The 14,536-nt window shown below is 73.6% G+C and carries 9 protein-coding genes; 8 read left to right on the top strand and 1 reads right to left on the bottom strand.

Annotation, left to right across the window (positions count from 1 at the left end):
- Nucleotides 1–201: 201 nt before the first annotated feature.
- The 5 genes from ABZX96_RS15215 (at nt 202) to ABZX96_RS15195 (ending at nt 7,656) form a co-directional block, all read left to right on the top strand.
- Nucleotides 202–963 (top strand): Crp/Fnr family transcriptional regulator, encoded by a 762-nt coding sequence (locus ABZX96_RS15215; RefSeq protein ID WP_355543717.1) that lies wholly within the window; start codon nt 202–204, stop codon nt 961–963.
- Nucleotides 957–4,463, top strand: coding sequence for a CHAT domain-containing protein (locus tag ABZX96_RS15210; protein WP_355543714.1), 3,507 nt, complete (start codon nt 957–959; stop codon nt 4,461–4,463). The genes ABZX96_RS15215 and ABZX96_RS15210 overlap by 7 nt, the downstream gene beginning before the upstream one ends.
- Nucleotides 4,464–4,537: 74 nt before the next feature.
- Nucleotides 4,538–5,932 carry a hypothetical protein gene (locus tag ABZX96_RS15205; RefSeq protein WP_355543711.1) on the top strand — a complete coding sequence of 465 codons (1,395 nt, stop codon included), beginning with the start codon at nt 4,538–4,540 and terminating at the stop codon, nt 5,930–5,932.
- A 207-nt stretch (nt 5,933–6,139) separates the two neighbouring features.
- The gene (locus ABZX96_RS15200) at nt 6,140–7,309 is read left to right on the top strand and encodes a hypothetical protein (RefSeq protein WP_355543708.1); all 1,170 of its coding nucleotides are present in this window, start codon (nt 6,140–6,142) and stop codon (nt 7,307–7,309) included.
- A 119-nt stretch (nt 7,310–7,428) separates the two neighbouring features.
- Nucleotides 7,429–7,656 carry a hypothetical protein gene (locus tag ABZX96_RS15195; RefSeq protein ID WP_355543705.1) on the top strand — a complete coding sequence of 76 codons (228 nt, stop codon included), beginning with the start codon at nt 7,429–7,431 and terminating at the stop codon, nt 7,654–7,656.
- Between the two features lie 413 nt (nt 7,657–8,069).
- Here ABZX96_RS15195 and ABZX96_RS15190 read toward each other — a convergent pair whose 3' ends face one another.
- A complete protein-coding gene (locus ABZX96_RS15190; RefSeq protein ID WP_355543702.1) occupies nt 8,070–8,477 on the bottom strand; it encodes a CoA-binding protein in 408 nt (135 codons plus the stop codon).
- A gap of 424 nt (nt 8,478–8,901) precedes the next feature.
- Between ABZX96_RS15190 and ABZX96_RS15185 the strand changes: the two genes are divergently transcribed.
- The 3 genes from ABZX96_RS15185 to ABZX96_RS15175 all read left to right on the top strand — a co-directional run bounded on the left by ABZX96_RS15185 (nt 8,902) and on the right by ABZX96_RS15175 (nt 14,397).
- Nucleotides 8,902–9,528: a YigZ family protein gene (locus ABZX96_RS15185; RefSeq protein WP_355543698.1), complete on the top strand. Its 627-nt coding sequence runs from the start codon at nt 8,902–8,904 to the stop codon at nt 9,526–9,528.
- Nucleotides 9,529–10,024: 496 nt separating this feature from the next.
- Entirely contained in the window at nt 10,025–11,191 is a 1,167-nt protein-coding gene (locus ABZX96_RS15180) for an exonuclease SbcCD subunit D (RefSeq protein WP_355543695.1), read from the top strand.
- Nucleotides 11,188–14,397, top strand: a complete 3,210-nt coding sequence (locus ABZX96_RS15175) for an SMC family ATPase (RefSeq protein ID WP_355543692.1) — start codon at nt 11,188–11,190, stop codon at nt 14,395–14,397. The genes ABZX96_RS15180 and ABZX96_RS15175 overlap by 4 nt, the downstream gene beginning before the upstream one ends.
- Nucleotides 14,398–14,536 lie beyond the last annotated feature (139 nt).

Here is a 14,536-nt window from a genome sequence, read left to right as displayed (position 1 = left end):
CGCAGACGCCGGTACGCCGAGCCGTTCCTCCGGCGCCCCTATCAGCGCCGACGGGCCATGCGCCGTTCCCGGGGCCGCTCGCCCGGGGCGGGCGGCCGTCCGGGCCCTTTGCGGGCTCCCGGCGCGGGCGCACGCTGGCCGTGCCCGGGACCGGTCGGCGCGGCCGGGTGACGGGCCGGGCACGTGCCAAGGGGGATGGCCATGCTGGAACGTGGGGGAGTCACCGCGGGGTGGTTGCGCGTCGTCGACGGGACGGCCCGGCGCTGGGCCGACGGGACGCTGCTGGGCGAACTGGCCAGGATGGAACCGGACGTCGCGGGCGCCGCCTGCACGGCTCTGCGGCGCGCCGGAACGCTGCGGACCCACCACCGCGACGAAGTCATGATCATGGAAGGGGCGCGGAGCGCGTACGTCCTGCTGTTGAACGGATTCGCCAAGGTTCTGACCGTCGATCGTTCGGGCATGGCCGCACTGACCGACATCCGGACGGCCGGTGACGTCGTCGGGGAGATCGCGGCCTTCGACGACGCGCCGCGGACGGCCACCGTCGTGGCGGCCGAGCGGATGGTGGTCCGCCGCATCGGCCAGGACGAATGGCTGCGCTGGGTCCAGCGTGACCCGGCGGCGGGTATCGCGATCAGCCGGTCCCTGGCATACCGCAGCCGCGTGGCGGCCCGCCGCCTCACCGAGTTCCGGCACGGCCCGGTCCTCGTCCGGCTGGCGAGCGCCATCCTCGACCTGGGCGAACGGTACGGCGAGCCGGTGCCCGGCGGATTCCTCGTCAGGCCCGCGCTCACCCAGGCCGAGTGGGGCCAGCTGATCGGCGCCCGGGAGCGGCGGGTGCACCACGCCCTGCACCAGCTCTCCGCCGACGGGGCCCTCACCTTCGCGCGGCGGCGGATCACCGTGCACTCCCTCGCCACCCTGCGGGGGATCGCCTCCTGGCAGGGAGAACCGTGCTGAGCCCGGCCGGGCCGGCCGGCTCCTGGCGCGTCGTGCGGGCGGCGGACGCCGTGGAGGCCGCGCCGGTCCACGTGCGGTGGCCGGAGGACGGCGAGCCGCGCCTGCTGCCCGCACCGGAGTCCGTACGGCGGCGCTGGCGGGAGCGCCTGCGGCAGGTGCGGTTGGAGGGGGAACCCGGGGGCGGGCTGTCCGTCGGGGGGATCGGTTCCGCCGACGCGCCACCGTGGCGCGGTACGTGGACGGGCGGGAACGGGGACGAGGCGGACGGTACGGGTGGTGTCCGGTACGGGATCGGTGCGGTCGGCTTTCCGCACGCCTCACTGGACGGATGGCTCCTGGCCGACGGCGACCGGGCGCGGCTGGACGCCCTGTGCCTGCTCCCCGGCAGCGGCGGAACGTGGGCCGCGGCCGTCCGGACGCGCATCGCGCTGACACGTACGGCACCGGCACGCGCGGTACCGGGGCGGTCGGCACCGGCACGCGCGGCTCCGCCCGCAGAAGACTCCGCGGAAGGCGGCGGAACGCGGCGGCGGGCGGAGCCGTGGGGACGCTCGTTCCGTGGCACCGTCGTGCCCGTGGACGAAATGGGGAACGAACTCCCCGGCCACGGGCTCGACATCACCTTCGGTCACCCGCCCCGGCTGTGCCGCGAGACCACCAGCCCGGCCATGGCGCTGTGCAGCACCGCACCGCTCGTCGAGGCAGCCGTCCAATGGATCGCGCACTGCGCCGACAGCGCGGACATCCGGGCGGAGCAGGTGCCGGACGCGGCCACACACCACCTGACCGTGGAGTACGGACCCCGGCACGAGGACATCGGCGCGCCGATCTGGAACGTCCGGCGCGACCTGCCGTCCCTGCCCGGCTTCGCCCTCCCGGTCAAGGCGGACCACGGCCGGGCCCGGCTCGTCCTGCGGGGCACCGAACTGACCGGCGTTGTGGAGCTCACCGGCCGGATCCCCGTAACCGGCGAACCGGTCACCTATCGGGCCCGGTTCGCGGCGGAGGAGAACACCACCCCGCCCCCGTCCCCCGATCCCGTCCGCGAGGCGACCACGCCGCCGGATGCGCCGCCGACCGAGCCGCTGGGCGCGCCGTCGGGCGTGCCGCAGATCGAGCCGTCGGGCGTGCCCGAGCCGGACCTGCCCCTGCCCGCCTCCCGCGACCTGCTGGAGCGGTGGTGGAGCCCGACCGGGCCCCTACGGTGGGCCGACCTGACGGAACGGGACGCGGCTGCCTGGGCCGTGCGCACCCCGCACCGCGCGGCGTCGTACGACGGCGGGCTCGTGCTCCGCTTCTTCGAGCCGTGGCAACTGGCCGTGGGACTGCTGCGGGAACCAGGAGCGGACGCGGATCGGCCCCCCGAACTCGTCGTGCTGCGGCGGGCGGAGCCGACTCGCGGGGTGTCGGAGATGGTGCCCGCAGGCGCGGGGCCGGTCCACGGAGGGCGGCAGACAGTGTCTGCGGGGTCGGAGTCGGCCCAGGGGGTGCCGGGGGCGGGGCCCGCAGGCGCGGGGCCGACCCGCGGAGAGCAGCAGACAGCGTCTACGGGGTCGGAGCCAACCCACAGAGATTCGCAGACAGTGTCTACGAGTTCGGATCAGGCCCACGAGGCACCGTGGGTGGTTACCACAGGCGCGGAGCCGCCTCACAGAAACCCGCAGACATCATCCACAGGACTGGAGTTGCCCCATGGCCCACCGCAGACAGTGTCTACAAGCCCGAAGCCGGAAGCCGCCCCGCACGACCGCTTCGCCCTGCGTGACGTAGCCCAACGGCTGGTGGTCGCCGGGCGCCACGCCGAGGCGCGCCCGCTACTGCGCCACGCGTCCGCCGCGTACGAGCGGGCCGCAGCGCAAGCCGAGGAGACCTGGCGGGACACGGGGTCCGCGCGATGGCGCGAAACCCTGATCGGCGAGTGGACCAGCCTGCTGTTCCTCCTCGACCACCAGACCATCTGCGACGCCGCCCTGGGCGATCACGAGGCGCTGGTGGACCGCCTGGCGCGGTCGGGGGAGATACGGGCGAGGCTGCTGGAGGCGGGCCGCGACCCGGGCCGGGTCCCCTACCGCCCGGAACTGGTGGCCGACACCCTCAAGGCCGCGTTGGGACAGACCCAGTACGCCGAGTACTGGCGCACCATGCTCGACCACGACGAGGAACGCGTGGACCAGCTCCAAGCCGTGGAACCCTTCCACAGCCGACTGGTACGGGCCCTGACGCGACTCGGCGAGCCCGGGGCCGCCCTCCTCGCCGCCGAGGCCGGCCGCGGCCGGGCGTTCGCGGACCTGATCGGACGAGCGGTGCCCCGGCCGCTGCGGGCGCGGCGCGCCTGGGTCTTCGGCGCCCCGCCGCCACCGAACGAGGAACGGCTGCGCCTGCTCCTGTCCCGTAGCGGACAGCCCGCCGTGGTCTACCACCTCAGCGGCGACCTGCTCGTGCGGTGGGTCGCGCTCCCCGGCGGCGACACCGTCGCGCACGCCCAGCGGCTCGACGTCCCCGAACTGGCCGCCGCCGTGCGGCGCGTACGAGTCGGCGGCCCCACCGCCACTGCCACGCAACTCACCCGCCAAGCGGACAGCGTCGGCCACCCCGGGGGCACCGAGGACGCCCTGCGACACCTGGGACAACTGCTGTGGCCGGCCGAAGTGGACGACCTGCTGCCCGACGACCCCGACCACGCCGTCACGCTGGTGCCGCACGGCCCGCTCGCCCACGTCCCCTTCGCCGCCCTCCCCGACGACGCGGGCCGCCCGTTGGTACGCCGCCACGCCTTGACCGTGCTGCCGGCGCTCTCGCTGCTCGAAGGACTCCTCGACCGCCGGGACACGCGGCGGGAGGAACGGCCCGCTCCCGCACGCCTGCTCGCCTTCGTCGCCCCCGAGCCGCTTCCCGACGGGTTGCTGCCGCTGGACGTGGCGGCCGAGTGGTTCCCCGCGCTCGTGGACGCCTACGGTCCGGCGCGCAGTACGGCCCACTACGGCCGGAACGCCACCGCCGAGCACCTGGCGCGGGAAGCCGCGGCGGCGGGCATCCTGTGCTTCGTCAGCCACGCGTCGACCTATGACGGTTCGGCGGGGACCGACCCGATGGACTCCTACGTGGCCCTGGCCGCGACGGCCGCCCACGACGGACGACTGCGCGCGGCCGAACTGGGCGGCCTGCGCACCGGCGCCGACCTGGTCGTCCTCGCCGCCTGCGAGAGCGGCCTCGGCCGGTCGACCGCGGACGGCGTGATCGGGCTCGGCCGGGCCTTCCTGGTGCGCGGCCCCACGGCCGTCCTCATGACGCTCGCCCCCGTACGGGAAACGGACGCGTTGACGGTCGTCCTGGGCTTCTTCGAGGGGTGGCTGCGCGAGGGGAGGACCCGTGCCGCCGCCCTGCGCCGCGCGCAACTGGAGCTCGCGGACACGTGCCCCGGGGACCCCGCCCGGTGGTCCCCCTACATCCTGCTCGGCCTCGGCGGCAGGGGACTCGTCCCCCCGGCCCCCGCCCACTGACCGAAAGGGCGCGGGCTCCCCGTCCGCCTCTTCGACGGGAAGGCCCATCCGCCCCTTTGACAGGAAGAAAGAAGATGACCGTGACATCCGACATCGGCCCAAAGGACTCCCGGCTCCCGAAGGGCCACCCCGCCCCGGCGAGCTCCGTGCCACAGCACTTCCCCTGGCCCGACGATGTGATCGCCACGGCCGGGCTGTACTCCGAATCCGTCCTGCTCGGCGACGAACCCCCGGCCGCCGCCAACCAGGAGAGCACGGTCTCCTTCTACCAGCCGCTGGTCTACCGACTGGACGGGGAACATCCGAACGCCGCCACCGGATCCGCGCACGTCCTCGTCTGCCTCCCCTACGACCTGGCCCCTCTCGGCGGCGCCCGCTCCTACGGAGAACTGGAGCTGGTCATCGACTTCGGCGACAGCCGGGTACGAGCCCTGGACGTGACGCCCGCCCCGGGCGGAGTGCAGCCCGACGGCACCCTCGTCTCGGTCTTCGGGCGCGGCGACCACCGCGTGCGGTGGGTGTTCCGGCCGCCGTCGCACGGGCTGCGGGCGGACGGGCACTGGAACCAGGCGTACCTGCGGCTGCCCCCGGGACTGACGCGGATCCGCTGCCGCGTCACCTGTGAGGTGACCGTCCGCCGTACGATCCTGGGCCGCCCGATGGGCACGCGGGCACGGACGGCCAAGGAGACGGATTTCCTCATCGACATCGCCGACGCCTGGCGGGGAGCGCCCCCGGCGTCCGGGCTGCCCCATCCCATGACGATCCCGGGCGCCCCCGCGGACCGGACGGCTTCCAAAGAGGGAGAGGAAGAGGAAGGGGACGAGGACCACCAAGCCCCCTGGATGCGGCGGCTTTTCCTGGCCGTGGACGTGGAGGGCTACAGCCGACGCCACAACACCCACATGGCGCGCATCCAGCGCGACCTGTCGCGCGCGGTGCGGGCCGCCTGCGCGTACGCCTCCGTCGACTGGCATCGGTGCGGCCGGCAGGTCGCGGGGGACGGCTACCTGATCATCCTGCCCCCCGGCATCGACGAACCCGCGACGGTGGCCCGCATGGTGGAAGGGCTGGTTTTCGCCCTCCACACGGCCAACAGCGACGAGGAGCGCCCAGTGGACATCGGAGCCACCCGGATGCGCGCGAGCCTGCACCAGGGGCTCATCCAAGTGGGCCCGAGCGGCTTCGTCGGCCAGGCCGTCGTCGCGCTGTTCCGGATCCTGGACTCCGCCGAGCTCCGCCGTGCGCTGAAGTCGAGCCGGACCGCGGACCTGGCCGTGGCCTGGTCGGACGCCCTCTACCAGGACATCGTGCGACACGCCTATCCGGGGCTCGACGCCCGTTCCTTCCACCAGGCGCACATCCACCTGCCGGAAAAGAACGACTTCACCGCCACCGTGTGGATCGAACTTCGCCCGCGCCCCGGCCAGAAGCCGGACGGTCCACAGCCGGACCAGCACCACGGATGACGCGCCTCCCGGCTACCCACAGGAGTCGGCGCACGGGGCCTGGACGAACGACGCGGGCGCGGATCTCGGCGAAAGCCGCTGAACCCGCACTGGGACCGGTTACCCGACGGTCCGGGCCGCTGTACTGGCGACCGGGAGCGGAGGAATTCCCCCGAGAGGCTTTCCCGCTCGGTCAGCGTCGCACGAGAAGCAGGGAGACGCACCCCCATGCCGACCATTCCCGTCACCATCCTGGGACCGAAGGAATCCGGAAAGACCGTCTATCTGTCCAGCCTTTTCCGGCGGCTGGCCGTGCAGCGCGAGGACGTGGGTTGCTTCGTCACGTGCCCACCACGGCAGAGCGACGAACTGAACCGCGCTTACAGCCGCGTCATCGGCCCCGACGGCTGGCCCGACCCCCATGCCCTCGCACACACCTGGGAATGGCGGTTCACCTGCTCGGTCCGTACCGAGCACGGCCGGATATTCAGCCCTTTCACCATCAACTACCTCGATTACACCGGAGATCACCTCGCACTGCCATCCGAGCAGGGAACGGGCAACGGGCGCGCGGTCTGGCGCTGCGTCCAGGACGCGGAGTTCCTGATGGTCCTGCTGGACGGGGCGAAGATCCTGCGCTGTTTCGACGGCGACTTCGGTCTGGTCCGCGCATTCGTGCCGGTGTTCCACGCGATCGAACAGAGCCGCGCGGTCGTGTACTTCCTGCTGACCAAATGGGACCTCCTGGAAGCGGCCGGCCATTCCCTCCGCTCGGTACTGGACTGTCTCCTCCTAGACCCGGACTTCGACGCCTTCCACCGGATCCGGCTCCGGCAGAGCCGCGCCGTGGCGCTCCGCTTCTTCCCCGTCAGCTCGGTAGGGAAGGGGTTCGCCGTCCAGGCCCCGGACGGTCGGATGCTCAAACGACGGCGGTACCGGGCTCCATGGATCAGCCCACTCCACGTCGAGATGCCGTTCATGGCCGTCCTCCCGGACCTCTTCCGGCGCGAACTCCACGAAATAGTCTCAGAGATCGCCGGGGACGAGGCATGGCGAGGAAACGGAACCCCCGCCGAAAGGGAACGGCAACTGAAACGGCTCCAAACCATAAGGAACGAGCCGACGCTGATACACGACTCGCTGGACGCCCGCGCCGCCACTTCCCCCGTTCTGCAGTCGATGAGGAAAACAGTGGCGGACGCCTTCATCGACGACCTCGACCGCCGGATAACGACATGCACGTCGGGAGGGGAAAAGGACTCCGCCGCAGCGCTGCGCCACCGGATGCTGGAGGCCCGTTCGGAAAGAGAAGCGGTGGCCGGCATGGTCGGCATGACCGAGGCCACCCTCAGCGAATTCGAAGCCACCCACTCAGGATCACTCGCCGCAGAACGCTGAACGGCAAGGAAGGCTCGTCGCACCAGCTCCGCAACGATGCCCAACCCGAGAAAAAACAAAGAACATTGCCGACCGGGGCCCGAACGACCCCGGAAATAAAGGGGGACACCGCCATGTGGATGGCCGGATTCGGAATCGCCGCACTGCTGTGGGGGGCGCTGAGCATCATCGGCGGCGCCGACAGCCCGTTCTTCCCCTGGTTGCTGGTCATCGTGGGCGTCGTCGCCCTCCTGGCCGCGAACCGTTGGCACGGCCCACGCCGGCACCCGGGCGAAAACGGATCGGTCATCGAGGAACGCCACTACTTCGGTGACCACGCCCCGCCCGAACACGAACGCCACTGGTAAGCCGCAGAAGCCGCCCACGCCCACCCACCGGCCCGCAAAGGCGGGAGCCGACAACACCGGCTCCCGCCACCCCATTAACCGCTCACCCCACAACGACGCCCCTCCGCGCCCACAAACGGCACCGACCAAAACCGGGCCGACCCAAATCCTTTCCACCCCCCACAAAGGGGCGGACGCACAACCGACGGAAGGGGACGTCCCGGGGTGCCCCCGCAGCGGACTGGGGCGCGGCGGCCGGTAACTAAATCTCGTCGGGTAAGCGCAACTGCCGCGAGGAGGTACCCCGGGGCGGCCCCGACCCTAAAAACAACGAAGCGCCCGCCCCACAACCCCACCCCGCCGAAGGCGAAACACCCCCACCCACCGAAAGCGCACCAAAAAGCCCGAGGCAATCAACCGCAGAGAAAGCCCCACTAACCCAACGAACGGAGATCGATCGCCGGACAGCGGTCCATAACCATCGCAAGCCCCGCCGCACGGACCCGCTCATACGCCGCCTCGTCGACGACACCAAGCTGGAACCACACCGCCCGCGCTCCGATCGCCACCGCCTCGTCGGCCACCGCCCCGGCCAGGTCACTGTTGACGAAGACGTCCACCACGTCCACTGGGAACGGAATCTCGGAGAGCGCGGCGTAACCCTGCTCCCCGTGCACGGTCTCCGCCTTCGGATGGACGGGAACGACGCGCTTCCCGATCCGCTGGAGCACCTCGGCCACGCCGTACGCGGCACGCAGCCGGTTGGTGGACAGACCGACGATGGCCCAGGTGTCGCCGGATTCGGTGAGGATCCGACGGGCCTCCTCAAGGTCGCCGTACACGTACCCCACCTCCCGCTGTCATCGACGCATCCGTCATAGACAACGCGAGCACGCAACTGATCATTCCAAAGAACGGCCAGGGACGGCGGCCGACCGCAAGGCAGATGCGCGGCGACCGACCCGCTCAAGGCAGGGCGGCCCAGCCCTCTCAAGGCAGGGCGGCCCGGCCCGCTCAAGAACCGGAACCGGCCCACCCAAGGGCAGGCCCCACAACGGGGCCACTCAGCTCTGAGGCCGCCGCCCATGATTGGCAGCGTTCTTCCGCCGCGCCTTCTTCTTCCGGCGCCGTTTCGACGACATGCCGTCTCCTCTCCGGTCAGGGCTCCCCGAGCTTTCTAGGGGTCGTCCAAGTAGAACGGTTTGCGAGGATTCATACCACTTTGCCGCGTCTCGTAACGGGAGGCAGACCGCATAGGGTGGCCTGATGCAGGAGCAGTACCGGACCCTCGCCCGTGCGGGCGTGCACGAGATCGAGATCAACAGGTCGCGTTTCCTCTGCACGCTCGCGCCCGTCGCCACCGAGCAGGAGGCCCAGGAGGTCATCGCGCGCGTCCGCGCGGAGCACCCCACGGCCCGGCACAACTGCTACGCGTACGTCCTCGGCGCGGACGGCGGCGTACAGAAGGCATCCGACGACGGCGAACCCGGCGGCACGGCGGGGGTGCCGATGCTCCAGATGCTGGTGCGCCGTGAGGTCCGGTACGCCGTCGCCGTCGTCACCCGCTACTTCGGCGGCATCAAACTCGGCGCCGGCGGCCTCATCCGGGCCTACGGCGGCGTCGTCGGCGAGGCGCTGGACGCGGTCGGCACCGTCGTCCGGCAGCGCTACCGGCTGGTCACGGTCACCGTCGACCACCAGCGCGCGGGACGCGTGGAGAACGACCTGCGGACGACCGGGCGCGCGGTGCGCGAAGTCACGTACGGGGCCGACGTACGGATCGAGGTGGGGCTCCCGGAGGCCGACCTCGACGCCTTCCGCGCCTGGCTGGCCGACGCCACGTCGGGAACGGCGGCCCTGGAACTGGGCGGCGAAGCGTACGGGGACGCCTGAGAGCGCGCCGGAGCGAAAGGTCTGAGAGGACGCTCCGGGACAGCCGGCCTGCCGCCGAGCGCGTCCCGGCCCCCGGCATCGCCTCCGCACGGGGACGCCTGAGAGCGCGCCGGAGCGGAAGACCTGAGAGGACGGCTCCGGGACGGCCGCCCCACCGCCGAGCGCGTCCCGGACCCCAGCATCGCCCCCGTACGGGGACGCCTGAGAGAGGCCGGAGCGGAAAGCCTGAGAGGACGGCTCCGGGACAGCCGGCCCGCCACCGAGCGCGCCCCGGCCCCCGGCACCGCCCCGAGAGGTGAGCGGACCGCACACGCACAGACCCCCGCCGCTCACACCCCGTACACCCCCACCGCCCCCCTCACCCCGGGTGGCAGAATGAGCCCCGTGGGGGGCAAGCGCCGCCAGGGGCCAACGTGGCCGGCGTCCGTCCGCCGCACCGCACCGGTGGCCCGCCGGTCGCGGCCCCGGAACGAGACACGCAGGTCGGAGCGGCTCCTTGAGATTCGTCCACACTTCCGACTGGCATCTGGGGCGTTCCTTTCACCGGGTGAACCTGCTCGACGCCCAGCGCGCTTTCCTCGACCACCTCGTCGCCACCGTCCGTGAGCACGACGTGGACGCGGTGCTCGTCTCGGGCGACATATACGACCGGGCCATCCCCCCGCTCGCCGCCGTCGAGCTCTTCGACGAGGCGCTGCACCGCCTCGCCGACCTCGGCGTCCCCACGGTCATGATCTCCGGGAACCACGATTCCGCCCGCCGTCTCGGCGTCGGCTCCGGCCTGATGGAACGGGCGGGGATCCACCTGCGGACCGATCCGGCGGGCTGCGCCACCCCGGTCGTGCTGGCGGACGCGCACGGCGACGTCGCCTTGTACGGCCTGCCGTACCTGGAACCCGCCCTCGTCCGCGCCGAGTTCGGCACCGAGAAGGCCGACCACGCCCAGGTGCTGGGCGCCGCCATGGACCGCGTGCGGGCCGACCTCGCGGGCCGCGAGCGAGGGACCCGCTCGGTGGTGCTCGCGCACGCCTTCGTCACCGGCGGCGCGCCCAGCGACAGCGAGCGGGACATCACGGTCGGCGGCGTCGCGTCCGTGCCCGCGTCCGTCTTCGACGGCGTCGACTACGCCGCGCTCGGGCACCTGCACGGCTGCCAGACGATCACCGAGCGGGTCCGCTACTCGGGTTCCCCGCTCGCGTACTCCTTCTCCGAGGTGCACCACCGCAAGTCGATGTGGCTGGTGGACCTGGACGCCGACGGCGCGGTGCACGCCGAGCGGCTCGACTGCCCGGTGCCACGCCCCCTGGCCCGCCTCCGCGGCCGGCTGGAGGACCTGCTCGCCGACCCGGCGCTGGACCGCCACCAGGACGCGTGGGTCGAGGCGACGCTCACGGACGCCGCGCGCCCGCACGAGCCGATGGCCCGGCTGGCGAAACGGTTCCCGCACGTCCTCAGCCTCTCCTTCGAGCCCGAGGACGGTCCGGCCCACTCCCTGGCCTCCTACGCCCAGCGGCTGCGCGGGCGCAGCGACCAGGAGATCGCCGAGGACTTCGTGGCGCACGTCCGGGCCGGGCGCGCCGCCGACGCGCAGGAGCGGGCCCTGCTGCGCTCGGCCATCGAGGACGTACGGACCGACGACGCGGCACGTGAGGGGGCGCGATGAGGCTGCACCGGCTCACCGTCACGGCCTTCGGGCCGTTCGGCGGCACCCAGACCGTCGACTTCGACCGCCTCTCGCAGGGCGGTCTGTTCCTCCTGCACGGTCCGACCGGCGCGGGCAAGACCTCGATCCTGGACGCGGTCTGCTTCGCGCTGTACGGGTCGGTGCCCGGCGCCCGGCAGAGCGGGCAGGCGCTGCGCAGCAACCTCGCCGACCCGCTGACGCTCACCGAGGTCGTCCTCGACCTGACCGTCGGCGGACGGCGGCTGGAGATCACCCGGCTGCCGGAGCAGCCGCGCCCCAAGAAGCGCGGCACCGGCACGACGCGGGAGAAGGCGCAGAGCCGGCTGCGCGAGTACGTCGGCACGGACGGCGGGCCGGGAACGGCCCCCGGCACCGGCCCTGGATCGAGTCCCGGCCCCGGACCGGGCCCCGCCACCGGCCACTGGAAGGCGCTCAGCCGCTCGCACCAGGAGATCGGCGAGGAGATCACACGGCTGCTCGGCATGAGCAAGGAACAGTTCTGCCAGGTCGTGCTGCTGCCGCAGGGCGACTTCGCGCGGTTCCTGCGCGCCGACGCCGAGGCCCGCGCCAAGCTGCTGGGCAAGCTGTTCGACACCGGCCGGTTCGCCGCGCTCGAAGAGGAACTGGCCGACCGGCGCCGCGCCGCCGCCGAACGGGTCACCGCCGGCGACGACGGGCTGCTGGCGCTGGCCCACCGCATCGAAGAGGCCGCGGGGGCGAGCCCGGACCTGGCCGACCCCACCGTCCCGGCCCCCGGACGGGCGGCCCGCACCGACACCCCGCCCCGCCGCGGCCGACGGACCGGCACCACGGCGGCCGGCGGCCCGGTCGCGACGGTGCCGCGACAAGCCGACCCCCACCGCACCGAGCACGAGAGCACGGCGCCCGGCCCGGGCGACCCCGGCTTCGCCGAAGCCGTCCTGGTCCGCGCCGCCGTCGCCCGGTCCGGCGCACGCGAGCGCCTGACCGCCGCCGCCTCGGCGGCGCGGCTCACCCGGGAGGCCGAGACGGCGGCGGCCGGGCACCTGGAGGCGGAGCGCGAGCGCGACCGCCTCCAGCGGCGCCACGCGCACGCCCGCGAACGCGCCGAGGCGCTGGCCGGTCAGGCGGCCGAGCACGAACGCGTCCGGGCCCGCCTGGAACGGGCGCGGGCCGCGGCCGAGGTCGCCCCCGCGCTGGCGCTCCGCGACGCCGCCTGGACCGCGCACGACGCGGCCCAGCACGCCGAACGCCGGGCCCGCGCCGCCCTGCCCCCCGACCTCGCCGGCGCCGAGGCCGACCGGCTCGCCGCCCTGGAACGGGAACTGCGGCAACAGCTCGGCTCCCTGGAGGCCGCCCGGCGCGCCGAACGCCGGGCCGCGGACATCGCCCGGGAGCGCACCGCCCTGGAACGCGAGGCGCGCGCCGACGAACAGACCCTGCTGGACACCGCCCAATGGCTGGCCGGCTGGGAGACCGAGCGAGCGCGCCTGCACCAGCGCGTGGACGCCGCCCAAGAGGCGGTGGCCCAGGCCGACGCGCTCGCCCTGCGCCTCGACACGGCGCAGCGGCAACGGGACGCGGCCCGCCTCCGGGACCAGCTCGCCACGGACCTCCGCGCCGCCGAGGAAAAGGCACAACGGGCCAAAGAACACACCCTCACCGCCCACGGGAACTGGCTCACCCTCAAGGAACGCCGCCTGGCCGGGATCGCCGCCGAACTGGCCGCCGCCCTGAAGGACGGCACCCCGTGCGCCGTCTGCGGCGCCACCGAACACCCCGCCCCGGCGCGCGCCACCGCCGCGCACGTCGACCGGGAGGCGGAGGAGCGGGCCCTGGAGGCGTTCCAGCGGGCCCAGTCCGCCGAAGCCGACGCCCGGACGGAAACCCACCTCCTCCAGGAACGCCTGACCGCCGCCACCGCTCAGGCCGGCGACGCGTCCGCGGTCGACCTCGCCCACGCCGTCCAGGAACTGCGAGCGGCCACCGACCTCGCCCGCACCAAGGCCGCAGGTCTGCACGCCGCCCGCGAGGCGCTGGCCCGCGCCGAGCGGGAGCACGAGCGACGCGACGCCGCACGCCAGGACGCCGAGCGCCGGGCCGCGGCCCGCACCTCCCGCCGGGAGGCCCTCGACCGCGAACTGGCCGTCCTCCACGACGAGCTGACACAGGCGCGAGGGGAGAGCGTCAGTGTCGCCGAGCGCGCCACCCGGCTGGAGCGGCAGGTGGCGCTCCTGGGCGCCGCCGCGGCAGCGGCCCGTACCGCGCAGGAGTGCGCCGACAAGCTGAAGGAGAGCGACGCGCGGCTGTCCGACGCCGCCTACCGCGCGGGCTTCGACACCCCGCAGGCGGCCTCCGAGGCCCAGTTGGACGACGCCCGCTGGCGCGCCCTCCAGCACCGGCTCGACCAGTGGCAGGCCGAATCGGCCGCCGTGGCCGCGGAGCTGGCCGACCCCGAGGTGACGGCCGCCGCGGCGCTGCCGCCCGCCGACCCGGACGGGGCCCGCCGCGCGCTCGACGCCGCGTCCGCCCGCTCCCGCGCCGCCGCCGCGGCCCACACCGCGGCCGCCGAACGCTGCGCCGCCCTCGACCGGCTCGCCGCCCGGGCCCACACCGAAGCCCGCGAACTGGCCCCCCTGCGCGCCGAGTACGAGCGGATCGCCCGGCTGGCCGGACTCGCCGCCGGCACCTCCGCCGAGAACGCCCGCCGGATGCGCCTGGAGTCCTACGTCCTGGCCGCCCGCCTCGAACAGGTCGCCGCCGCCGCCAGCGTCCGCCTGCACCGCATGTCCTCCGGCCGCTACACCCTCGTCCACTCCGACGAACGGTCCGGCGGCTCCCGCAGGTCAGGCCTGGGACTGCACGTCGTCGACGCCTGGACCGGCCACGAACGGGACACCGCCACCCTCTCCGGCGGCGAGACCTTCTTCGCCTCGCTCGCCCTCGCGCTCGGCCTCGCCGACGTCGTCACCGACGAGGCCGGCGGCACGCGGCTGGACACCCTCTTCATCGACGAGGGGTTCGGCAGCCTGGACGAGCAGACCCTGGACGAGGTCCTCGACGTCCTGGACTCCCTGCGCGAACGCGACCGCAGCGTCGGCATCGTCAGCCACGTCGCCGACCTCCGGCAGCGCATCCCCGCCCAGCTCCAGGTCCTCAAGGACCGGAAGGGGTCGTCGGTGCGGCACCGGGTAGCGGGGGAGTGACGGGTTCTCCGGGGCCGGGATCGACGCGGGCTCGGGGAGGGGCGTCCGGGCGCGTGGGATTCGCGGGGCGAGCGGGGTGCCTCCACGGCTTCCGTCGGAGGCGGGCGGCGTCCCGCCCGTGGTGGCGGTCAACCCGGGG

Origin of the sequence: Streptomyces sp. NPDC003077 (genome assembly GCF_040611095.1) — a bacterium.
GTDB lineage: Bacteria > Actinomycetota > Actinomycetes > Streptomycetales > Streptomycetaceae > Streptomyces.
Note: the sequence above shows the minus strand (reverse complement) of the source record. Positions and strands in the feature narration are given on the sequence as shown.